Annotated in this window: 17 protein-coding genes and 4 pseudogenes; 13 read left to right on the top strand and 8 right to left on the bottom strand. The window is 39.6% G+C overall.

What is annotated here, in order from left to right:
* Positions 1–294: 294 nt before the first annotated feature.
* Together FD725_RS29840 and FD725_RS29845 are read left to right on the top strand one after the other, a co-directional pair.
* Positions 295–2,682, top strand: a complete 2,388-nt coding sequence (locus FD725_RS29840; protein WP_179051831.1) for an AAA-like domain-containing protein — start codon at positions 295–297, stop codon at positions 2,680–2,682.
* Positions 2,682–5,510: an AAA-like domain-containing protein gene (locus tag FD725_RS29845; protein WP_179051832.1), complete on the top strand. Its 2,829-nt coding sequence runs from the start codon at positions 2,682–2,684 to the stop codon at positions 5,508–5,510. Before FD725_RS29840 ends, FD725_RS29845 begins: the two co-directional genes overlap by 1 nt.
* Before the next feature lie 125 nt (positions 5,511–5,635).
* Here FD725_RS29845 and FD725_RS29850 read toward each other — a convergent pair.
* Positions 5,636–5,785 (bottom strand): annotated as a pseudogene (locus FD725_RS29850) (IS630 family transposase); the annotation flags it as partial.
* A 430-nt stretch (positions 5,786–6,215) separates the two neighbouring features.
* Here FD725_RS29850 and FD725_RS33220 point away from each other — a divergent pair.
* Positions 6,216–7,319 (top strand): annotated as a pseudogene (locus FD725_RS33220) (ISAs1 family transposase).
* Positions 7,320–7,331: 12 nt separating this feature from the next.
* Here FD725_RS33220 and FD725_RS29865 read toward each other — a convergent pair.
* Both FD725_RS29865 and FD725_RS29870 read right to left on the bottom strand, forming a co-directional pair.
* Positions 7,332–7,691, bottom strand: a complete 360-nt coding sequence (locus FD725_RS29865; RefSeq protein WP_179051754.1) for a hypothetical protein — start codon at positions 7,689–7,691, stop codon at positions 7,332–7,334.
* A 677-nt stretch (positions 7,692–8,368) separates the two neighbouring features.
* Complete coding sequence (locus FD725_RS29870; protein ID WP_179051833.1) at positions 8,369–9,361, bottom strand: hypothetical protein; 993 nt, start codon at positions 9,359–9,361, stop codon at positions 8,369–8,371.
* A gap of 22 nt (positions 9,362–9,383) precedes the next feature.
* On the opposite strand from FD725_RS29870, the gene FD725_RS29875 reads away from it, so the two are divergent.
* Together FD725_RS29875 and FD725_RS29880 are read left to right on the top strand one after the other, a co-directional pair.
* The gene (locus FD725_RS29875; protein WP_179051834.1) at positions 9,384–9,752 is read left to right on the top strand and encodes a hypothetical protein; all 369 of its coding nucleotides are present in this window, start codon (positions 9,384–9,386) and stop codon (positions 9,750–9,752) included.
* Positions 9,753–10,244: 492 nt separating this feature from the next.
* The gene (locus tag FD725_RS29880; protein WP_179051835.1) at positions 10,245–11,129 is read left to right on the top strand and encodes an SH3 domain-containing protein; all 885 of its coding nucleotides are present in this window, start codon (positions 10,245–10,247) and stop codon (positions 11,127–11,129) included.
* Positions 11,130–11,212: 83 nt separating this feature from the next.
* Here the strand turns inward: FD725_RS29880 and FD725_RS33225 are convergent.
* Positions 11,213–11,395 (bottom strand): annotated as a pseudogene (locus tag FD725_RS33225) (deoxyguanosinetriphosphate triphosphohydrolase); the annotation flags it as partial.
* An 85-nt stretch (positions 11,396–11,480) separates the two neighbouring features.
* On the opposite strand from FD725_RS33225, the gene FD725_RS29890 reads away from it, so the two are divergent.
* Positions 11,481–12,272, top strand: coding sequence for an IS5 family transposase (locus FD725_RS29890; RefSeq protein ID WP_179051837.1), 792 nt, complete (start codon positions 11,481–11,483; stop codon positions 12,270–12,272).
* Positions 12,273–12,306: 34 nt separating this feature from the next.
* Here FD725_RS29890 and dgt read toward each other — a convergent pair.
* From dgt to FD725_RS29910, 4 genes and pseudogenes are all read right to left on the bottom strand, one after another.
* Positions 12,307–13,461 (bottom strand): annotated as a pseudogene (gene dgt, locus FD725_RS29895) (dGTP triphosphohydrolase); the annotation flags it as partial.
* A 765-nt stretch (positions 13,462–14,226) separates the two neighbouring features.
* Positions 14,227–15,480, bottom strand: a complete 1,254-nt coding sequence (locus tag FD725_RS29900) for a hypothetical protein (RefSeq protein ID WP_179051838.1) — start codon at positions 15,478–15,480, stop codon at positions 14,227–14,229.
* An 88-nt stretch (positions 15,481–15,568) separates the two neighbouring features.
* Positions 15,569–17,230, bottom strand: a complete 1,662-nt coding sequence (locus FD725_RS29905) for a hypothetical protein (protein WP_179051839.1) — start codon at positions 17,228–17,230, stop codon at positions 15,569–15,571.
* A gap of 332 nt (positions 17,231–17,562) precedes the next feature.
* Positions 17,563–17,841, bottom strand: a complete 279-nt coding sequence (locus tag FD725_RS29910) for a helix-turn-helix transcriptional regulator (RefSeq protein ID WP_306296909.1) — start codon at positions 17,839–17,841, stop codon at positions 17,563–17,565.
* A 356-nt stretch (positions 17,842–18,197) separates the two neighbouring features.
* On the opposite strand from FD725_RS29910, the gene FD725_RS29915 reads away from it, so the two are divergent.
* The 7 genes from FD725_RS29915 to FD725_RS29945 all read left to right on the top strand — a co-directional run bounded on the left by FD725_RS29915 (position 18,198) and on the right by FD725_RS29945 (position 22,788).
* Positions 18,198–19,016, top strand: a complete 819-nt coding sequence (locus FD725_RS29915; protein WP_256871997.1) for a hypothetical protein — start codon at positions 18,198–18,200, stop codon at positions 19,014–19,016.
* 106 nt (positions 19,017–19,122) lie between these two features.
* Positions 19,123–19,488, top strand: a complete 366-nt coding sequence (locus tag FD725_RS29920; protein ID WP_306296910.1) for a hypothetical protein — start codon at positions 19,123–19,125, stop codon at positions 19,486–19,488.
* The gene (locus FD725_RS29925) at positions 19,481–19,678 is read left to right on the top strand and encodes a hypothetical protein (RefSeq protein WP_179051840.1); all 198 of its coding nucleotides are present in this window, start codon (positions 19,481–19,483) and stop codon (positions 19,676–19,678) included. The genes FD725_RS29920 and FD725_RS29925 overlap by 8 nt, the downstream gene beginning before the upstream one ends.
* A gap of 20 nt (positions 19,679–19,698) precedes the next feature.
* Entirely contained in the window at positions 19,699–19,905 is a 207-nt protein-coding gene (locus FD725_RS29930) for a hypothetical protein (RefSeq protein WP_179051841.1), read from the top strand.
* A gap of 20 nt (positions 19,906–19,925) precedes the next feature.
* Positions 19,926–20,995, top strand: a protein-coding gene (locus FD725_RS29935) for an ISKra4 family transposase (protein WP_179051842.1) whose coding sequence is annotated in 2 segments (ribosomal slippage) — positions 19,926–20,082 and positions 20,082–20,995 — 1,071 coding nt in all. Because the reading frame shifts where the segments join, the coding sequence is not laid out codon by codon here.
* 188 nt (positions 20,996–21,183) lie between these two features.
* A complete protein-coding gene (locus FD725_RS29940) occupies positions 21,184–21,999 on the top strand; it encodes a hypothetical protein (protein ID WP_179051898.1) in 816 nt (271 codons plus the stop codon).
* Between the two features lie 330 nt (positions 22,000–22,329).
* Positions 22,330–22,788 carry a DUF1392 domain-containing protein gene (locus tag FD725_RS29945; RefSeq protein WP_179051843.1) on the top strand — a complete coding sequence of 153 codons (459 nt, stop codon included), beginning with the start codon at positions 22,330–22,332 and terminating at the stop codon, positions 22,786–22,788.
* Positions 22,789–22,799 lie beyond the last annotated feature (11 nt).

Raw genomic sequence — 22,799 nt, forward strand, 5'->3', positions numbered from 1 at the left:
CTATCGTTTATTTTGCTTATAAAAAACAAGTTCAAGTTTATATCGCTCTTAAACCTCATCCTTTGTTTTAATGCCTACATTCCCTGGAACTATGCCCGTTTCCTCGACTACTGCACCAAACGTATGCTACTCCAGCGTGTCGGTGGACGCTATCGCTTTATCCACAAGCTGCTGCAAGACCACTTCGCCCAAATGGAGCTTAGGCGAGATTGAGCCAGATTTTGCACCTGTTGACCTAAAAATTAAAGGTGATAGTATTTACAGTAGAATACTTAAGTATGCTAAAACCGATCCATGCCGGACTCCCAGGAACCGAAGCAAGTCACCAATAACAATGCACCCAATTCTCAGTTTGGTGGAGGGTTGATTAACGCAGGTATAGTAAATGCTGGGCGCATAGGCGGCGACACTTATAATATTCACTTTGGACAGCCGCAGGGGACATCAGCAAATCAGTATACCCAGCAGCAGAAAATCTTGATTTTGGCAGCAATCCCTCATGGTTTGCGTTTGGATCGAGAGATCAGAGAAATTGAGGAAGCCATACGACGAGCCACAAGACGGGATTTATTTGAGATTCGCATTAGAACGGCTGTACGTCCTCAAGATATTCGTCGTGCGATCGCAGAAGAACGTCCTTTCATCGTTCATTTCTGCGGACATGGCTTGGAGGATGGCAGTTTGTTACTGGAAGATGATGGTGGGAACAACAAACCCGTTTCACCAGAAGGATTAGCAGCGCTGTTTAAATTACACGCCGATTATGTCAACTGTGTCTTACTCAATGCTTGTTATTCAGCTAAACCCGCTCATGCTATTAGCCAACATATTAATTATGCAATTGGCATGAACCAGCCCATTGGTGACAAAGCTGCAATTGTATTTGCTCAAGGATTTTATGATGGTTTAGGTTACGAAAACTCAGAAACTCAAAATGTATTCCAAAGAGCTTTTGACGAGGGTTTAGTTGCAATTCAAATGGAAGACCTTTCACAAGGACAAATACCAGTTTTAAAGCAGAAGTCAGAGAACAACTTACAATTTAGTGATGAAAAGCCGGGACAAGTATCTAAACAAGAACTTGTTTCAAATATCTCATATTCAGTTGACTCTCTTCAAAGAGCTTCTTCCACTGTCTCAACAAAACCCATAACTAGTCAGCGAGTTTTCATCAGTTATCGCAGTCAAGATCCAGATTTAAGCCTTGCCCAATATTTCTACGAAGCTATCAAAGCGGCTGGTCATCAAGCATTCATGGCAGGAGAGAGAATTCGTTTAGGGCAAAGCTGGCCTCAACGCATTGATAGAGAATTAGAATTATGTGATTACTTCTTACTGCTGTTGTCTCCACAATCAGCCAGCAGTGAGATGGTTACAGAAGAAGTGAGACGGGTAAAACATTTACGAGATTTACGGTCAGAATGTAAACCAGTAATTCTGCCCATTCGTGTTAACTTTCCTTGGAGCGAACCACTAAATTATGATTTAAGAGGTTATTTAAATCAAATTCAGCAAAGAGAGTGGAACTCGCCTGCTGATACTTCTAGAATCTTGCAGGAAGTCTTGAGTTTACTCGCAGGTATTACGGAAGGTGAAGTCTTCAGTACTGACGTAGAGGAAAAAATCAGCCTTTCGTGTTCATATACACCTATGCCAGTAGCAGAACCCGAATTACCTGAAGGGCAGGTGGATTTAGCTTCAGAGTTTTACATTGAACGTCCTCCTATTGAATCTCGTTGCAAGGAAGCAATTTTAAAGCCAGGTTCTCTAATTCGTATTAAAGCTCCTCGGCAAATGGGAAAGACCTCGCTTATGGCTAGGATTCTTTATCAAGCTTCACAACAAGATTACTTAACTATTCCTTTAAGTTTTCAATTAGCAGATGGAAAAGTCTTTGCTGATTTGGACAAATTCCTTCAGTGGTTTTGCGTCACTGTGGGACACAGACTTAGAATCCCTAATAAAATAGAAAATTACTGGGATGAAATTTTTGGCACTAATGTCAACTGCACTTTATATTTTGAAGAGTATCTTCTAGCAGAAATCAACCAACCCATAGTTTTGGGATTAGATGAGGTTGATCGTGTTTTTCAATATCCCGAAATTGCCAATGACTTTTTCGGACTTTTACGTGCTTGGCATGAGGATGGAAAAAATCGGGAAATATGGAAAAAGTTGCGGTTGGTAGTGGTGCATTCCACTGAAGTTTATATTCCACTTAATATAAATCAATCACCATTTAATGTAGGTTTACCGATTGAATTACCAGAATTTAATGCTGAACAGGTGTTTTATCTGGCACTAAAGCATGGACTCAATTGGAGTCAGACTGAAGTTGAGCAGCTAATGGCAATGGTAGGAGGGCATCCTTATCTTATAAGGGTTGCACTTTATCATATTGCTCGGAAAGATACTACGCTCAATATATTGTTGCAAACTGCACCTACAGAAGCTGGTCTTTATAGTGATCATTTGCGACGGCATTTATGGAATTTAGAGCAACATCCGGAATTAGTTGCTGCTATCAAAAAGGTAGTTACGAATACTATACCTGTACGGTTGAACCAAATACAGTGCTTTCAATTACTCAGTATGGGATTGCTTAAACAGCAAGGAAATGATGTTATACCGCGTTGTAATTTATATCGCCAGTATTTTTGTGATCGTCTAAGAGTCAGCTAATGAAGATAACACAACCCCCAGCTTATGAATATCATGTCGGAGGGAGTTTGCCAGTTGATGCTCCCAGTTATATCAAGCGACAAGCAGACCAGGATTTGTATGAAGGTTTAATAGCTAAGGACTATTGTTATGTACTAAACTCACGGCAAATGGGCAAGTCTAGCTTGTGGATTCAAACAATGAAAAGACTGCAAAGTGAAAATATTGCTTGTGCTGCAATTGACTTGACGAAGATTGGCAGTCATATCGTTACACAAGAACAGTGGTATGCAGGTATAATCCGTATCTTGATGAGTAGCTTTGCTCTTTCTCAGAAACTTAATTTACGAAGTTGGTTGTTAGAGCGAGATCGCCTTTCTCCTGTGCAGAGGTTAAGTGAATTTATTGAAGAAATATTATTAGCTGAAATTACTCAGGAAATTGTTATTTTTGTAGATGAAATTGATAGTGTACTTAGTTTAAAATTCTCGAATGACGACTTTTTTGCTTTAATTAGGTATTGTTATAACGCGCGGGTTGTTAATCCAGTATACAAACGCCTTACATTCTGTTTACTAGGAGTAGCTACTCCCTCTGATTTAATTAAAGATAAAAAGCGTACTCCATTTAATATAGGTCGAGCAATTGAATTAAAAGGTTTTAAATTGCATGAAGCTTTCCCTTTAACGGAAGGATTGCCAAGAAAACTTAGTAACCCAGAAATAATTTTACAAGAGATTTTAAATTGGACAGGCGGTCAACCATTTCTTACGCAGAAGCTCTGTAAGTTAATTCAAGGTTATGATAAAAGATTGAATGTACAAGATTTAGTTCAATCCCATATAATCAAGAGTTGGGAATCACAGGATGAGCCAGAGCATTTGAAAACGATACGTGACCGTATTTTAAGAAATGAACAGCGTGCAGGGCGTTTACTAGGTTTATATCAGCAAATTTTACAGAGCGGAGAAGTTACAACAGATAAAAGTTCAGAGCAAATAGAATTACGGTTATCAGGATTGGTAGTTGAGGAGCAAGGTAAGTTAAGAGTTTACAATCGGATCTATGAGTCTGTTTTTAATCAGAGTTGGGTTGAAAATAGATTAGCAGATTTGCGACCATATGCTGAGGCAATAACAGCTTGGCTTATATCTAAGCGTACTGATGAATCAAGGTTATTGCGAGGTCAGGCTTTGCAAGATGCTCAGGCGTGGGCATTAGGTAAAAATTTAAGTGATGAGGATCATCACTTTTTAAATGCAGGACAAGCTCTGGAAAATCGAGAGTATCAAAATGCTTTAAAATTGCACACTTTTAGGTTTAAGAAAGGAAAAGCATCATCATTGCCTGAATTAATTGCTATGTGTGATCAATATCCTGATGAAGCACAAGATTATCTATATAATAACGATATTACACAATGGCTGTTAGGGCAAGGAAGAACAGATTTAGGAAATTTATCCCGAAAAATAATTAATTCTTATACACAAAAAAATAGGAAAGGTTTGGAGATATTTGTTCGAGAACTTTGTAAAAGTGTAGGAAGTCCTCCTAATCCAATAGTATTTGTACAACCAGATAAACTTGATTTAGGTGAAATTCCAGTTGGATATCAAACAAATATTAATTTTGAAGTTTTTACAAAAGGGCGTGGTTTTGTATGGGGAGATGTAAAATTAGAAGGTTATCTTCCAGGCATTTCTTTACTTCCAGAAATTAATTCTAACAATTTAAGGGAATTTTCTATTTCTCTAGATACTCTTGCTGTGACTCAAGGTAATTATGAAGGCTATATCGTATTTCAACTAGAAGGTATAAGTCAAATATGCCGAACTTTTTTAAAATATACAGTACGAAATATTTATATTCAGCTAGAGCCAGAGCAAATAAACTTTGGAAACCTTACTTTTGTAGAAAAAAATATCCACTTTTTACAAAGAGCATTGAAAATTACTTGCATAAGTAGATTTGGTAAAGTTGAAGGAAGAATTAAAGGTAATATTTATAATTTTCCGAAAGAAATTGAGATAAGCCCTGATAGTTTTGAAGATAAAGAAGTTGATTTAACAATAAAGCTAGTTCCAACTTTTATACAAGCTGGAAAATATGAAGATAAAATTACTTTAACAACTAATATTGGTCAATTTGAAGTAAGTGTAAAATTTAAGAAAGGTATACAATGGGTGACGATTATTCAAAATATTATTAGGTTTGCTATTATTTTAGGAATATTAATGTACGTAATTCGTAGTATTTTGAATTTTTGGATTCAAGTAGATAATGTCTGGTTTTTGTCATATACGAAAAACGGAATTACTATTGTTTCAGATATTAATTTTGCAGAAAAGTGTATTTTGAATATAAATAAGGAACAAGCTATAAACAATATAAATTTATTTTCTGTTTTGACAGGATTTGTTTTAGCTATATTTACACCTTTAATTAATCCATATTATCGAAAAATTATTAAAAACTATATACAGAATCTAGATTTTAGATTAGTATTATTTACATTATTATGTCTTGGATTTTTGATTTATACAGTTGCTGGAGGATTTGGTAAGGATTTTTTTAGTTCAATAACTTTTGTAGCATTATTTATAATTGATTTAATTGCATATTCTTTTACTTTGATATCTGTAAAACAACCAGCATGGGGATGGTCATTACTAGGTGTTTTAATAGGTGGTATTTTAGGTATTTTCCAAGCACTAAAAACTACAAATCAGTATAGTTTTATACCAAAAATTACATTTGTTGGCTTTATTACAATTATCACTCTAGCCGTCGCTGGTTATTTAGCAACAAATTTTATAAAAGATACTTGCTATTTTATTTCTAATAATTAATTTTAAAACTTTTGCAAAACTAGTTTAATGCCACTATAATAGCTGGTCAAAAATAATTTTTACAATTCGCTATTTAGAAAGCTATGCTTTTACTCAAAAAATGACCAGATTGAGCTAATCAGCATTTAAACTGCAATATAGCTAAAATTACCTTTATGTTTGGTTTTCCGATGCCGCTTAATCACTAGCTTACCTTGATTTAACACCTTATCCAGCAGCGATCTCAACTCATTTACTGATCTAAATAACCTATGAGCAACATATTCCTTACATGAACCTATCCCACTATTCTAAAAATCTCTAATTCTTGGTATAAAAAGTGACTGAAAACCTTAATTTTTCGTTTTTACTTCTTTAACTCAACTTAAGCTTTTTAACGCAAATATTATTAGTGGCATAGATTCATGAGTGCCAGACTAACTCAATAATGACGCAACAAAAATCTACAACTGCAAGCGGAAGAACCTGTGCAGCTAGAGTTAGGGTTGGAGCAGCATCCCCCTACTCCCTTTCAAGGGTAGGGGTTTTAAAATCTCGAAAATAGTTGAGAAATTTCTTAACTGTTTAACGTGGTTTGGTCGTTTCAGGATTTAAGTATCGGCTAAAATAGTCAAAAAATGACCAAGTACAAAATCCCTACCCTTGAAAGCCCCCTACTCCCCCAGGGCTGTTTCATTCCCTAAAACAGGTAAAATAGCAAGAGTTGTGGGGAAAAAATATGGGTGCAGAGCTGATAGAACAATTAAAGCAAGTGGAAGATTTTAGAACGACTGATGGACGAAGACATCCACTGTGGCTAGTGTTGCTGTTTGTCATAATGGGAACAATGAATGGATATGTTGGGTATCGTGAGTGGGGAGATTTTGTTAAAAGGCATAGACGGGTATTAATAGAAAAATTTGGCATTCAAAAACATGGGGTTCCCTCATATTCAACAATTCGACGTGTAGTCATGGGAGTGAATTTTGATAAACTGACAGAAAAATTTAATGAATGGGCGAAAAATTATGTGGATTTAGAAGTATCAGAATGGTGTGCAGTAGATGGTAAAAGTATTAAGGGTACAGTGGAGAACTATAGTTCATCTCATCAGAATTTTGTGAGCATAGTATCAGTATTTGCTGGCAAGAAAGGGCTAGTTGTGGGGATGAAGAAATTTGATAACCAACTCAAAAGCGAAATACAAGTTGTCCAGGAGCTAGTCACAGCATTGGATATAGAAGATGTTATCTTGAGCTTTGATTCCTTACATTGCCAAAAAAAACTTGCAAAATAATTATTGAAGGTGGTAACGATTACGTTATTGCTGTGAAAGATAATCAACCAAAACTACATCGACATATTCAACAGATTGCCGCTACCAGAAAACCAACTTCTCGGATAATTGAGACAGAAAAGACTAGAGATAGATTAACAACTCGTACTGTCGAAGTTTTCCATGATGTCAATGGAATTGACCCAGAATGGACGGGAATACAATCTTTAATTAGGGTCGAAAGAATTGGCACAAGAAAGGATAAGAAATATCATGAGATTGTTTGTTATATTAGCAGCTTGATTTGTACAGCGAAGGAATTTGCCATCGGTATTCGCGGTCATTGGGGTATCGAAAATTGCCTCCATTGGGTGAAAGATGTTGTTTTCAAAGAAGATAATTCGACGATCCGTATGGGCAATGCTCCCGCAAATCTCTCCATATTGAGAGCAATCGCTCTCAATATACTTCGCCGAAATGGTCATACTTCCATCACAATTGCCCAAAGATTTATCTCTCATGATATTGACAAACTCCTTCACCTTGTGGAATGAAACAGCCCTGCCCTACTCCCCCACCGGAAACCGCCGCATCATCTCGGCTAACTCCACAGCTTCACCATCCGGCGCATACACAACTTCACCAGACATCGCAATCACAATCCTTGGCTGCCTAGCCCACTCAAACCAAGCGATCGCACCCGATTTTACCTGCTGGGCTTCCGGTTTTCGTCTCTCCCTACAAGCAGCCACAAACACAGCTTCCGGTGATTTGATCCCTTTCCAAGTTCGCACTGCCTCTTTCAAGTAAGAGATTGCCCCCGGCACATTCTCCCGATACCGCTTGACTGTGCGCTGAATCGCCCCATTTAACCGAAACTGCGGAGTACAAGGAATCTCCCGTAGCTGCTGCAATACCTCCTGCACTTCTTGCTACTGGCTAGGCTGAACTGATTTTTCCACAGGCTCGGCGTAATCATCAACTGAGTCAACATTTTGAAAATTTGAAGCAACCGGGGCGGCGGAAGAATGGTATTAATGAGTGTCTATCTTGCTATAGGAATCGTACTTGAATCCTGCTAAGGATACTGAAAAACAAACCTCTGTATGACAAGCTTATAGGGAACTTGGTTTTTCAGAAATCAAATATGAGTCCTCTAGTCGAATTCATGCTAACTTACAAGAGTTCGCGCAAAGAGTTAGCTATATTTCGGCTCTAGAGACATCTAGAAAGCTGACAAAACAGGAGCTTATAAGCAAATCAAAAGACTTTGGAAACAGTTGAAGCGAAGCAAGAAAAAACTTTTAACTAGCTCTGAAGTACCAGCAGAATTTTAATGTTTTTTAATGAATATTTGTCTATAAAATTAACAAAAAGATTTCTGTTTTGTATGACTGTCAAGCAATTGTAGATTGCCGATTGTAGATTTGAGATTGACTGCACCCACTCTTGGACGCAGCTTGAGGATTTGAGATTGATGATTTTAGATTTATTCCTGCCCCTTGCGGCGGGGCTTGTACCAAAAACATTTAATCTGCAATCTGCAATCTTCAATCTCCAATCTTCTCCGTCAATACGAGCAACAATTTTATATTCCCAACTGCTAATATTGCTTTATCAATTGTTGAATATATTGCTTAGACGAGCCATAACTAACAATTATTACATCCAGATCAACATTTCTATATAGATTCAAAGCACGTTGAATAGCGTCAATAATCCATTCGTGTTGATTGCCGAATGCTCCACCACCAACAAGCGTCAGAAACACTCTATTGTTGCCATTGTTGAGCAAATTTAAGATTGCCGTACAAATAGTTGCTTCATAAGATGCTTCTAGAACCAATCGTGCAAATTCCGCCCATAGGTCACACGGATAATTTGAGTAGGCAACTGGCAAAGCGGAACAATAAGCTTGTGAAACTATATGTTGGCAATCATTGAGGGTTACTTGCGTATTCCACTGAATACCGATTCTTAACAATTGCCGTAATTTATCTACTTCTGAATGAGTCAATTCCCGAAGCTGACGTGAAATCTCGACTAAACCATTACGTGATGGTAAAACATAACCGTTTCTCATTTTCCAAAGACGATTCCCCTCATTTCCCAAAGCTACGCCTATGTCTGCAAGGCAATCAATTTGATTTATAGCTGATTGCCCAATTTGCTTATTTACCTTTACAAAATAATTTCGATAAATTGTTCCTGCACCTGCTGCAATAGCACATACTGGGCCTTGGGTAAAATCCTTCTCATAAATTCCTACACCAATCTCAGGAGTTACAGAAGGAGAACGCATTTCCAGTAGATTAAACTGTGATGCTACCTGAAAAAGTGAATTAGCATTTGATTTGTTTAGATGCAAATCCTGAACGTTAGCAACTAGTTCACTTACCGATATTTTTCCTACTTTATATGCACTCGACTGAACACTTTCTCTCAGTTCAGCTAAGGACGGCGTTTCCAAACGGCCACAAATCATTTCTTTCCCATTTACATGAGATTTTAAGACATTCCCCTCAATAGTGATATTGTCTCTAACTTGCTGTGGCGATTCCTCAGCAAAACCTGTTAGTTTTTCAAACCAATTCATTGGATAAAATTATAAAACATGAATGTATTATACAGAAACTTATGAATCCAAATATACTCTAGCTTTGGAGAACAAACGGTTACAAATTTGTCTGTGTAGTGATCATTTACTCTACTATTCCTCAGATTTTTGGGCATATCTACAACCTTACCCCTCCACCGGATACCGCCGCATCATCTCCGCCAGTGCCACAGCCTCCCCATCCGGCGTGTACACAGTATCCCCCGACATAGCAATCACAATCCTCTGCTGCCTTGCCCACTCAAACCAATCCTTCACAGCAGATTTGACCTGTGCTGACTCCGGTTTCCGCCTCTCTTTACAAGCAGCCACAAACACAGCCTCCGGTGACTTGATTCCTTTCCAAGTCCGCAGGGCTTCTTTGAGATAGGCGATCGCACCCGGCACATTTTTCCAGTACCGCTTAACTGTACGCTCTCATCTTCCCATTAAGGCGAAACTGCGGAGTACAAGGAATCTCGCATAACTGCTGCAATATCTCTTGTACTTCCTGTTGGTTGGGCTGTACTGATTTTGCCATCAGTTCAAGCAGCGATCGCGATTATGCTGCAAAAGCACCAAATTTTTCTCTAGTAGTTTGTGTATAAAATGCTTGACCCCAAGTGTGGCAATAAAAACATAGGAATAATTAAGTAATATGTACTTTTAATCAAAAATATACTTTAGTTATCAAGTAAGCAAAATCTGATTTAGGCTCTTAGTAAAGCATCTTTGCTGAATTTATTTTTCTAAGTCCACCAATTTCTTATTCATAGATTTAAAGTCTTCATACTATTTATCAGTAAGTTAACTGTTGCTTTTTAGCCAACTAAGTAAAGAAAATAATTATATATTCTTGCCTATTGTAAACTCTAATTAACTGATGGAAGACTTAATCAAAAAAATTATATCTAAGCATCCAAAATCGACTGCTGTAGGTATTTTTGTTTTTCTATTTTTTATTTGTTCTACAACAATCATAAATACACCTCAATCGTCGAACAAATATCATCCAGAAATTAAATCAGCAGAGATAGATTCAGATACTGACTCATCTTCCACTGATTTAACTTATCCTGAAAAGGCTGAGGAAGACTCAAAATACCAAGATGAACCTAAATCAGATTCATCACATTCACTAAATGAAACGATTCCTGCATTAGTTAAGAAAACTGGATCAGACTTTTCTTATGAAACCCCAGGTAATGTACAGCTAAATGATAAAGAAATACTTGTTACTTATGTACGTACTGAGAAGTGTAATGAAGAACTGCCTGAAAATATATGGCAACAAGAATGGGAAGCCAAGTTCGATTTAACCTCCAATACGTGGACTGATAAAGTAAGAGAAATAAGTAGTTGCTTGGGTAAATCAAAGCAAGACTGGATAAACTTTAATACTCATCCGAGCAGATTCAGTATTGAAACTGAAAGTAGTCAAATAATCATTAGGGCTGATGCTCAAGATTATGATAATTCACTTATTATGAAAGACACATTAGTTATAAAGTATGCTAATCCAAAACTTGTAACTACTAATGAACAGATAACTCATCAATCTTCTACTGATAATCGAGTTGTTCAAGCTGGTGATGGTTATGCAAATTTACGGAGCTACCCAAGCACAGAAGTTGAAGTCCTAGCAAAAATCCCAAATGGTACTTCAGTAACTATCTTGAGTGAAGAAACAAATAGTGCTGGTCAGGTTTGGTACAAAGTTCAGGTTGATGATAAGATTGGTTGGCTTTATTCAGGATTAGTAAATTAACAGAAATAATAATTCTAAAGTTAAGCTTAACTCTAATTTGAACTACTGATATTTACAGAGAATAGTTTTCTTAATTATATGAGCTAACTTGTTCCTAAAGAAATGCCACTTAGTTCTTGAAACAAGCTAGTCGCGTAAGAATCAGTCATGCCAGAAACATAGTCTGTAATTTTAAGGATTTTTTCGTAAATATCTTTCTCATCTTTTGGATGATATTCTTTAGGAAGCAGATGATAAATTAATTGCATTTTTTTGTCATTACTTAGAGGATGTTTTAAAAGTGGGAGGGTGTTGTAAGAAAGCTCACAAGGCGTATGCTGAGATTTGTAGAAACCAGCACCTTGTGAGCGAATGAGTAAAGCATACCGTAGCAATCTGTCATGGGAACAGTGGGAACTAGTTGCAAACCTTTTCCCAGAAGCAAAAGTTGGTGGTCGTCCCCGAAAAATAGCATTATTTGCTGTAGTCAATGCGATTCTTTATGTACTGTGTGAGGGGTGTACATGGCGAGGTCTACCTGGGGATTTTCCAGCGTGGTCAACAGTTTATGGTTATTTCTGGAGATGGAGTAAAGATGGTACATGGTTGAAGGTTCATGACCAACTCTACCAGTGGGTAAGAGTAGACGCTCTGCGTGAACCTAGCCCATCAGAAGCGGCAGTTGATAGCCAATCAGTAGAAACAGCAACGATGATATCTATTGATGTTGGTTACGATGCAGGTAAAAAAATTCATGGGCGTAAACGCCATTTGAGTGTAGATTTACTGGGTTTAGTTTTACGGGTTTTGGTGACATCTGCAAGCCTTCCAGAACGTGAAGGTGCAAAACTTGTTCTCCAACGAGTTCACGATACTGGTCATCAGGTAAAACGATTGAACACCATTTGGATGGACGGAGGATACCGCGGCGAAGAATTTATGCGTTGGGTGATGGATATGTTTCGCTGGATTGTTGAAATTGTTCTTCGACCATTGGAGAAAAAAGGTTTTGTCCATTTACCAAAGCGCTGGGTTGTTGAGCGCACTTTCGGGTGGCTTAATTGGTGTCGGCGTTTAAGTAAGGATTACGAAAAATTACCTCAAACCTCGGAGACATTTATCTATATTGCCATGATTCGTATTATGGTCAGACGACTAGCATGATTTTTAACTAGTTTCGACTTTTAAAACATCCTCTTAAAATAGAGTTAGCAAACTCAGTAAAGATTTTTCCTAAAACTTCGTATCCAGCAATCTGAATACTAACTACATCACGATGCTCAAAAACAGCATTACGTGTTTTCTTATTAATCTTTTCTAAGTGATTTCTATAATCGCTTAAAGATAATATATCCTCATCAAACTCTCCAGTAAGTATTTTTGACTCATTATCTAAGAAAATCTTTACTACTTGGTCGATAAGCTTACTGATAGCTTTCGCACGCATCCTTTTAACTTTTTCTTCATTACTATCATCTGTCTGTTGAATATCAATACAAGCAATAAAATTAAGTAAATTTTTAGTATCTTCAAATGATATATAACCCATGCGATGACCATCTTCTACATCAACAATTGAATAACAGATGTCATCTGCTGCCTCAACTAAAAAAGCAAGCGGATGCCGCGCCCACCATGCTGCTTGTTCATGACGACGAATTAGCCCTACCGTTTCGGCTACTTCAGTGAATAAATCTTTCTCTGCTTGAAAGAATCCATATTTTTTAATACTTCTACCCTTATAACCATTAAAAACAAATTCTGGTATTAAAGATTCTCTAGGATATTTTGTAAATGCTGCTAAAGTTGGGCAAGTAAGCTGCATTCCTCCTCTTTGAGGTGGCATTTCTAATTTTGTTAAAATACGGAATCCTTGTGCATTACCTTCAAATAAATTAAAATCTTGTTTCTGAGCTTCATCAAAAAAATTTTCTTCTGTTTGTTTAAAACTGCCATACCAGGATTGAAATGCTGTACGAATAGCATCTTCTCCTGAATGCCCAAAAGGAGGATTACCTATATCATGAGCCAAGCAAGCTGCCGACACAATTTCACCAAAATCTGAGGCATTGAAATCATATTTATCAAGTTTGTGTCTTGTGATAATCTCATTTCCTACGATCCGACCAAGAGAGCGACCTACGCAGGAAACCTCTAGACTATGGATAAGGCGAGTACGAATATAGTCATTTTTAGATAATGAGAAAACTTGCGTCTTATCTTTAAGGCGGCGAAAAGGCGAAGAGAACACCAAACGGTCATAATCTCTTAAGAAAGAAGTGCGTCCATGCTGAATATCCTCTGGTTCACTCTTACCTAGTCTTTGAGGTGTCAGTAGTTTTCTCCAGTCCATCATAATTGTTTAGTTTTGAAGTAGTAGACAATGCCATTTTTGCTGAAAGCAATAAGCGATGCCACATTCTAACTCTACTTAGGGAAAAGTAAAAAAATATCCTTGCTGTAAAATGTCCTAAGCAATAACTACCTTCAATTACATACGGGCTGGGCAAGCAACAGTAGAACAGTCAAAGTGATCCAGTACATTCTACAGGTAGAGTTACTAGACTGATTGAGCAGGAAGTTAAGGGAAGACCAAGTATTAAGGGATTTATTAGGTTTAGGTATCGAACCGAGCAAATCTTCTGTCACTAGCAGCCATGTAATGGCTGAAAGTTATACTACGAGAGAGCCATAAAAAATAAATTATTTGTTTTCTGATTCTTTATGCTGACCGCGCTGAATAAGCGTAAAACTAGGGACTTCTGTATCATTCCACTCCCGTATCCTATCACCACAAACCTGACAATCAAAGTAATCTGAATCTCTCGTTGGTAAACGAAAAGTGGTTACTCTATAAATAGAATTACATTTTGGACAGGTTTCGTTCTGCTCGCTTCCATGAGTCCAAGTTTGCGCCATTTTTTGATTTCATACTGGTTATAAAGTTTACCATTGCATTATATAGGGATGTTTATCATTGCTGCCACAATAACAGCAATTACTAATGACAAGTTTGCAAGCCTGCGGTTATACACCAGACACTAGAGGCAGGCGGTAATACAGTAACAAGCTTTACTGTAATTGCTCAAGGCATCGTTTGCACTGTCGTCTGATTGTCTTACTCTCGCTCCCATTTAATCAACTGCCCATCCACAACCACAAAACCCCACTGCGGACACTTCCGCACCAACCCCTTAATCACAATTTGCAAGGCTGGGTCATCTTGCCAGCACTCTATAAGAAAATCTAAACCTGGGTTTTCCTTGAGTAACCCCGCCATCTTAAGTTTCTCCATGCGCCAAGGTCTAACTTTTGACCTTTCAGCAATCACCTCACTCGACCATTTGTCAGGTTGTGTTTCCGGCTCAGGGGTGGACGGTGCGGAAACAGCGACTTCATTAGTAATTATCGTCTCATCACCCAAGTCTTGTTTCTTATTCAGCAACGGAGTGGATTTACCTTGTTGTGTGGGTTCCTCGCCTTGAGTTACAGAATTTTCAAAACCAGAGGCAACGGGCGCGGCGGAAATATGGCCTTCATGACTGGTTCCCGGCTCATCACCCAAGTCTTGTTTCTCATTTAACAACGAAGCGGGTTGACTTGGTACACAATCCACGAGAGACAGCGACGTACAGTCCGTTACCATAGGTAACTGTTCTTTCTTTTCTTCCACGCCTTCCAAGGTCTGAGGCGACGCATCCCCCAAGGATGCGCTCGCCGTCTCATCAAAGTGCAAGTTTTCGTTTTGCGTGGAAGACCTAACTACCTTACCAACAACCTTAGTTGGTTGTTGATAGGTAGTTAAGGAATTGTTAGAAACGTTGTTAGGTTTCTGGAAGCCTTGCAATTCCTCACTTTTTTGACCATTCTTTTGGAATTGTTCCAAATCAGGTTGGATTTGTTCCACGCCGGGATGCTTTTGATTCGGTTCGGCGTGGTTGATTTTCCCCTCGGCTTGGACGGCTTTCTCGTCACAAGAATTAGTTTCTTCGGACATAAACGATTCCCAGTAAAAGCGATTGTAATAACCGTGAAGGTTACGGACACGGTAGCCAATTAGCCCAGGTCTACCAGAGGGTAGTCGGCCAAACACTTCCTCATACTGGAACAAACCCTGAGCCGCCAATACTGCACCCGCTTTCTGCATTGACTTATAGGTGAGATTGGTGTCCAACTTGTGAGCAGCCCCACCAAACTGTTCTGCTGCAACCGAGTCCAACCACAACTGCTGCACACAGGGCGCTTGCTGACGAACCCAGTTAATATCCTCTATCGATATTTTGCAGTGGGGTCTGATTGATTTTTCGTCTGAGGATTTTTGGCGATCGCCATTTCGCTGACCACCTTTAATTGCTTTCAATGCTGTAGCCATATTTTCTCCTAATTTTGAGCATGACAATATCGGCAGCAGTTGAGCCATGCTGCATTGCGTTGTTTAAACTATTGAGTAGTCGCTAATCCTACAAAAGCCGTAACTCGTTCTTAAAATATCGGTCAGTCTTTTTCGGGCGGTCTTTCCAATGCTCCCAAGCCACCCACACCTCATCACCCATGTCTTCTATAACTTCTCCGGTTGCTATATATAAAGCACAGTAGGGGTCATTGTGGGCAACGATAGAACCAAGCCCAATAGTCAGTTCGTTATAAGAAAAATCAGAATTGGCAAGGGTTTCTTGAAGAACCAACGATTCCGTAACGAGTGAGGATTCAGCTTTCTCCAAAGCGGTGATTAGTTCTGTCTCTTGGGTGGTTAATTCCGCCCAGTAGTCGGTTTTGATAACCTCATACTCTTGCGCTACTTCTAAATAGTCCCACCAGCTACACCCAGGCTTGGATAACACTGCCCGAATATCGCTTACTGCTTGCGGTAGTAGTTGCAATTGTTCGGCACGGTAAGCGATCGCGCTTGGTGTCGGTTCGCTGCCCAAGATTAACGCCGCAGCTTGCATTGCTTGGGTGTTATTCATAGCACTGGCAAGATTACTTAATGCGATACCCATGAGCCGTAAGCATTCTTGAGCATTTTCTTTGGGTGGCTCCTCGGCAAGCGAGCGCAAATCAATAGTTTTGTCTAAAGCTTGCTTGACTCCTTTATTTAGTGCTTTAGTTGCCTGCTTAGTAAAAGTATTACCCCACTGCTGGGCAGGATGTTCTTGTACTGCGTTCTCTAACTCCTGAATACGCTGCTTAAGTTGTTGGTTCTCAAACTCCAACTGCCTCAATGCTTCCATCTCATCTAGTCGTTGCTGTAGTTGGATATTCTGCTCTTTCTGCTGCTGGAATAACTGCTGTAATGAGGTCAGTTGTTCTTGTACCTGCTGTTCGGCAAGAGCGTTAGCTTGGGACTGTAGACCAATCCTCAGTTCTTGCTCCAGCCGTTCCAATTCCTGCTGATGCTGTTGTTTCATTTGGGCGATGGCGTTCCGCCCAGCTTCGCTGATCGCCTCGGCATATTCTGGAGGATATTTGCGCTCAGTGGTAAATGACGCAATTGGATCATTACTCAAGTTAGTCAAATCAGCATTATTTACCAGCAACTTCTCGCCATCACTAAAAGTTACAATCTGCTGGGTTGGGTTTGGTGCGTCCGCCTCAATGATTCCCTCATCTCCACATCTGGGGTGAGATGGTGACGTAACTTTTATTTGGTTGGATTTAGGAAGCACTGGTTCCTGAGATGGTGCTTTTTGTCGGGGGAGCCGGGGAACTACTTTTTGTGCCGCCGCCGCAAAGTCTGATTCACTGGGTGAGGGATTCTCTTGTATTGCGATCGCTACGGCTTCCTTTAGTTTCTCTGGTTCCTTAACCAATCGCAGCAACGGACGGGCTTGGCGCTCATTTTTAATGTGTTCGCCTAGTTCGCCAACTGTATCGATGACTTTCTTAGCTCCCAGCAGTTGGTTAATTCGTCGGAAACCACCCCAAGCTGATAGTTCGTGCTGGCAGTATTCTTTAAAACTGGTATAGCCAGCTTTGAGGTAAAGTTCCTGATCTCGGATTTGAAGAATCTCGCCCACAGCCTGCCACTCGAAGCGGTCGAGGGTGGTGAAGGTTTCTTTGATGCTGGAGTTAAGAATGCTATAGCTGGGTACTAATGCTTGTTCGCGGTCTAGTGTCAGCATGATGATTGCCCACTATTCGGTAAATGCACAAAAACAGTCATGCACACATCACCAAAGTGAAACTCATGCTGATCTTGGGGTTACACCAAAAATGTGTCAGCATTATATTTAGCTCACTTTGTGGTAAATAGATTGAGCAGGCGATCGCAATGCTTGTCCGGCGGGCGATCGCCTTCATCTATGAAAATTTAAGGAAGAATAGGTTTGGCCAACGATAATAGCCAAATAAATAGAAAGTAAAATAGTTGAGCATTTGATACAAGTAGAATTGTTGAGTTATTTAAGAAAACCACAGGAAAACACAATAGGTATTAAAGGTTGGTTGTGTCTGATCATGCCGCCTCTTCATTGCTAGATGAGAGTTGCCTTTTGGTACGCCTTTGAGGAATATCTTGTGGATCTCTCATTTCAAAAAGATCCCCGACGGTTCGATCAAAGTAATTACATAGGGTTTCAACTGTACTAACATCCACGCGACTGAAACTGTTGGTGAACAAACGATTAATAGTAGTCACGTCTAAGCCAGTATCTCTTGCCAGTTGTCGTTGGGACAACTGGGGATCTTTTTCTGCCATCAAAACAGCTAATCGACAATACATCTTTTTATTCATTCCTCCATCGTACTTGTAGGCCATGTTAGCACAATGTTTGTACTATCGCATACAAAATATGCAAATAAGCAATTAACATATGAGTTATGTTGACAAGTGTATGTATTTCCGCATATACTATAAGGTACAAGAGCAAAGGGAAATCTATTTTCAACACTCTTAACAGCTATAAGCTGGCACTTACAGAACCTTGAAAACTATATCCATCAAGACACCACTAAAAAACAGAAGCCATCACTGGTTAGCTTCTGCAACCATCTATCTTTGTCTTATTCATGCTCAAATGCCTGAGCTTGAAATTTTGATGAAATGGCTACGCCAAATTTCAATGATTGCGTTGTGGCTGCCCCACAACGTTGGTTCCTAAAAACAAAGGCGACCGCTCTGCCTGGAAAACTTTGCGATCGCCTTTTATCCAACTGAATGGAGATTCTATTATGACTTACATTGCACATACACAGCAACCAGTTGACGCGCAATCCTTAGCCCAAGACGAACTCGCGCAGTACATGAAAGGGCAAGCGCAGGCTGTAGCACCAGAATTCTTGACATCGCGCGAAATCGACTTCTACGAGCATGAAATCTATGCAGGTGACAAACTGGTTGCTCGAATTATTTACGATCATGCAGACTTCGTGACCGAACGCTGGGTTGTGATGGTAAACAATGTCGAAGTCTTCCGTCGCAGTTGGTGGCAAAAGTGTTTCGACGATACCCAATGGCACTACTCTCGCGGAACTTTACCAGTTCAGGAAGAAGCAGGGGAGCAGGGAGCAGGGAGACAAGGTGAGGAATTTTCTCCTCTGCACCCTGCACCCTGCCCCGTTGCCTCTTGTACGGGTAACGAAATTCTGGTGCAGATTTTCAACGAGTGCGAAAATCTGGGATTGGAATTGCTGAATGATGGAATCTACAGAGGAGACGAGAAGCTGGGCGAAGTAGGCTGGACAAATGGCCAATGGTGGTTTATCCGAGCCGAGGAATCCCTAGAAAAAGCACCCTGCGAGTCTGCGATGGACGCTGTTTACTGGCTGTCAATGGTTGATACTGTACCCTCTACTGAAGCTTTGGATTACGAGCAGTTACTAGAACTTCCATTCGACCAACTGACGAGTATGCAATGGCAGAAGTTACTGAGGTATGAGCCAGAGTATCGGGAGTTAGCCGCAGCGTAGACCAGAACAAGTTCAATTCAAAATGCAAAATTCAAAATTCAAAATTTCAGAGTTTGACAAATAATTTTGAATTTTGAATTACTAATTTTGAATTGGAGCAAAGCGAGTGCCTCTCATCACATTATCAAATACCACCAATACGACTATGCAACCCACCATATCAATTTCCCAAGGTTGGGACTATCCTCGATTCGCACTAGGGCAACGGACAAAGCAGGGTATCATCATCGGCTTGCAATATTACCCCGCCGATACTTTATTAGCTCATGAGTATGGTACAGGCTGGCGCTATACAGTGATGACTGACAAAAACTCAGAAGAAGTCCGCTCTTACTTCGACGACCAAATCCAACAGCTTTCTGTGGCAGAACTTCAGACGCAGTTGCAGGCGGAAGTTGAAGAACATCAGCAGCAAATCACGGCACTTCAACAGCAATTAGCAGTGATCAGGGGAGGTTCAAGTGATGGCTAAAGCCAAGGAAAACGCCTCTGATTTGACTGCTGCGAATTTGTTGCAATCGCTCCGTTGTCGTGGCGGCTCTGCACCATTGCATAGTATTGGCTTTTCTAGAGGGGTTATTCAGTATTTGTTGGATAGAAATTTGGTGAAAGTGCAAAACACTGGCTGTGGTTTTGTGTTGCAACTTATCGAAGAAAAATAATCAGCACTGGAGAAAGTTTTATGGCTGAAATCAACCTAATTGATTTAGTTAGTGTCACTCAATACCTACTATCTCAAATTGCCCAACATCCAGATTTGCTCAAATTGGAATATTACTCAGATTTAACCATTGGTGACGCTAAAACTGCACTGTCTTATCTCAAAGATGAGCGGGAGCATCCACTTTTGGAAGATATACAGGTTCTGGGAGAATATAACAACAGATAAAACAGTGTGGATGACTTACCATGAACCAGGATAAACAAGAAAGAATCAAAGCCTGTTTACAAGAATTGTCAACACTACTGTATGAAGAAGCAGATAAAAGTAAGCTGACAGACCTCGAAAGTATAGAAAAAACAGTTCGGAGTCAAATATTAGAACTAGTCAGTCCAGAAATAGCCCTTTTTTTATCGAACAAAAAACTGGAACAAAAGTAGGTAAAACCAGGAAAATTAAAAGCTTAGTGGGGGAACTGACTCTTAAAGCCAAACAGTTACAGAAACTGGGTTTGAAGCCAAGAACCCGGTTAAGTCCATTACTTCAAAAGTGTTGTTTAAGGCTGTCAGCTAACGAATCATACCAAAAAGCAGAAATTGAAGTTGAGGCATTGACAGGAGTCAAAGTGGGTCACTCAACGCAACAAAAATTAGTGCTGTCACAAGATTTTCAACTACCATTTGCAAAACAAGCAGTTTCAGAAGTCAGTGTAGATGGAGGAAAAGTCCGACTCAGAGGTAAACCGAAAGCAGGCTGTTACTGGCGAGACTATAAAACCGTTCGTCTGCAAGGGATTTACTATGGTGCGTTTTTTGATGACAACCAATCATTAGTTGATTATGTCAATAGCCAACGTCTGGTTAACCCGTTAGTGTGCTTGGGGGATGGTCATGATGGCGTGTGGAATCTAGTCAAAGAGTTTGGTAAAACAGAAAATTTTGAGCGTTGGGAAATCTTGGATTGGTATCACCTCAAAGAAAATCTCTATAAAGTTGGTGGTTCTTTAAAACGGCTTAAAGCTGCTGAAACGCTGTTATGGCAAGGTCAGATAGAAGAAACTCAAGCTTTATTTCTTCATTGCCGAGGTAAACAAGCGAAGAACTTCATTGCTTATCTTGAAAAACATCGCTCTCGTATTGTCAATTATGCCTATTACCAGGCTGAACAACTTTGTTCTATTGGTTCTGGCGCAGTTGAATCTGCTATTAAACAAATTGGTGCGAGGATTAAAATTTCTGGCGCACAGTGGAATGTTGATAGTGTTAATCACATCCTCTCTATTCGTTGTGCTTATCTCAATGGTTTATTAGCTATTTGAGTCTTTCTGCCAAAAGTGGATGCTCCCAAGATGAGCTAGAAACTAATCAACAATCTCCTGCTACTGCAAAGGCTTTTGATTAGAAGAAACTCGCCCGAATCAATTACTGAAAATTCGGGCGACTGCTAGTATTCATGGACTTAACATTTTACGACAGCAATCTGATTATTTTACACTAGAGGTTAAATATTGTGACGGAAATTAAACTAGGGCTTTGCAATCCACCTGAACCCATTTACTTGTACGTCAAAAATGGTGAATCAAGCGGTGAATCTTTCTTGTGGTATCACTACGATATTGAGAAAGATAAAACTATCCCTGTACAACAACGTGGGTTAACTGGTTATATTTCAGAACTGCGGCTAACCACAAAAGAATACAAGGGCAAGGACAACATCAAGTTAGATATAGTTCTCGCAGCTGATGAACTTTACGTCATCAGAACTGGCATAGAAACCAATTTTGCCAAGACGTTTTTACTAGCAGCTTCACAAGTTTACGACTTTTCCAAACCCGTGATTATGTCCGTTACTGCTGGTGAAGAAAATACAGTATTTTGCAGACTATACGATGCAGCTACTAAAGTGAAAATCCGCAGGGAATGGAATCCAAACTCTGACTGGGCATCGCTCATTACCGAAATTCAATCTAGATTGAGTGGAATATCTTCATCTATTTCATTAACACCAGAACAACCACCACATCCTCAAGATTTCCGGGTGAAACAGATTCGGACTTTGTTAAATTACCCGCTTGATTTAGTCCGTGAGTATTTGCAGTTTCAAGATGTGGATCGCCCCAGCTTACTTCCTTCCGGCAAGATTGATTCTTTGGTAAAAACAATGTGTTTAGCTTGGGCATCTGACAAGTTTGAGAATCCTAATGATGCCGAATCTGAATATCAAAAACAGGTGATTGATGCGTTGGCTAGTGGGGCTGATGAATTGGCAGCAATTCAGGGATGGATGCAGCAGTTGACAACAGCCAGGACTGGGGCAGCTTGATGAATAATTCAGGATTCATGAGTCAGACTATTTTTGAATTCTGGCTCTTGATTCTTTTCCTCTAAATCAAAGAAAAGGAAAGTTACACATGAGTAAACATTTTACTGAATCAAATAATTACTCCTGTCATCAAATTGCTAGTTTTCTTTCGCTGAATTTGTTTACTGTGCGGTTGTGGATCAACAGAGGTTGGCTCAAGGCTGATAATCGTTCTTCCAAGCATTATCAGGTGAAGATTGGGCATCTCAAACAGTTTCTAGAAAACCCTCCACATGAATCAATTCGCAATTCGCAATTCGCAATTATTAATTGTTTGTTGAGTAAGAAATTATGACAGAACAAATCACAGATTTAGAAAGATGTTGGTATTTATCGCCGCCCTGGGGTCAAAACATCCCACCTGTTGAAGTCAATGTATTAGAAAAAGTTTACCTCAAGACCAACAGAACATTTGGCTACTGCTTAGGGGTGCAGTGGTATGGCGACTGCTGGAATTACGTTATCGAAGTCAAAAATGATTTCATTTATGCAACAAAACATCAGATTATCGGCACTGGTCAAATACAACCCAAAACTGTGAAAAAGTCTGCTTTCGTTTTGGGAGAACGTGTGCTGTTGTGTTTCCCCAATCACGGCACAAAGCAAAGGTTGATTTTGGGGATTGAGCTAATCGAAAAGTCTTGGTTCTATTTGGTCGAGTTGGCATTACCTACTTTTGAACAATCACTTATCACGAGCAATCGGTTTTCTTTGGTACGAGAAGAAGATTTGGTGCGTGTGAATGTCTAAGCAATTACCAA

It is taken from the genome of Nostoc sp. TCL26-01 (assembly GCF_013393945.1).
GTDB lineage: Bacteria > Cyanobacteriota > Cyanobacteriia > Cyanobacteriales > Nostocaceae > Trichormus.

Excerpts from the sequence above, each read along its gene's own strand:
- FD725_RS29840 (WP_179051831.1), top strand. The coding sequence starts at position 295 with ATGCCGGACTCCCAGGAACCGAAGCAAGTCACCAATAACAATGCACCC.
- FD725_RS29845 (WP_179051832.1), top strand. The coding sequence starts at position 2,682 with ATGAAGATAACACAACCCCCAGCTTATGAATATCATGTCGGAGGGAGT.
- FD725_RS29870 (WP_179051833.1), bottom strand. The coding sequence starts at position 9,361 with ATGAATTGGTTTGAAAAACTAACAGGTTTTGCTGAGGAATCGCCACAG.
- FD725_RS29875 (WP_179051834.1), top strand. The coding sequence starts at position 9,384 with ATGTATTATACAGAAACTTATGAATCCAAATATACTCTAGCTTTGGAG.
- FD725_RS29880 (WP_179051835.1), top strand. The coding sequence starts at position 10,245 with ATGGAAGACTTAATCAAAAAAATTATATCTAAGCATCCAAAATCGACT.
- FD725_RS29890 (WP_179051837.1), top strand. The coding sequence starts at position 11,481 with ATGAGTAAAGCATACCGTAGCAATCTGTCATGGGAACAGTGGGAACTA.
- FD725_RS29900 (WP_179051838.1), bottom strand. The coding sequence starts at position 15,480 with ATGGCTACAGCATTGAAAGCAATTAAAGGTGGTCAGCGAAATGGCGAT.
- FD725_RS29905 (WP_179051839.1), bottom strand. The coding sequence starts at position 17,230 with ATGCTGACACTAGACCGCGAACAAGCATTAGTACCCAGCTATAGCATT.
- FD725_RS29910 (WP_306296909.1), bottom strand. The coding sequence starts at position 17,841 with ATGAATAAAAAGATGTATTGTCGATTAGCTGTTTTGATGGCAGAAAAA.
- FD725_RS29925 (WP_179051840.1), top strand. The coding sequence starts at position 19,481 with ATGGCTAAAGCCAAGGAAAACGCCTCTGATTTGACTGCTGCGAATTTG.
- FD725_RS29930 (WP_179051841.1), top strand. The coding sequence starts at position 19,699 with ATGGCTGAAATCAACCTAATTGATTTAGTTAGTGTCACTCAATACCTA.
- FD725_RS29945 (WP_179051843.1), top strand. The coding sequence starts at position 22,330 with ATGACAGAACAAATCACAGATTTAGAAAGATGTTGGTATTTATCGCCG.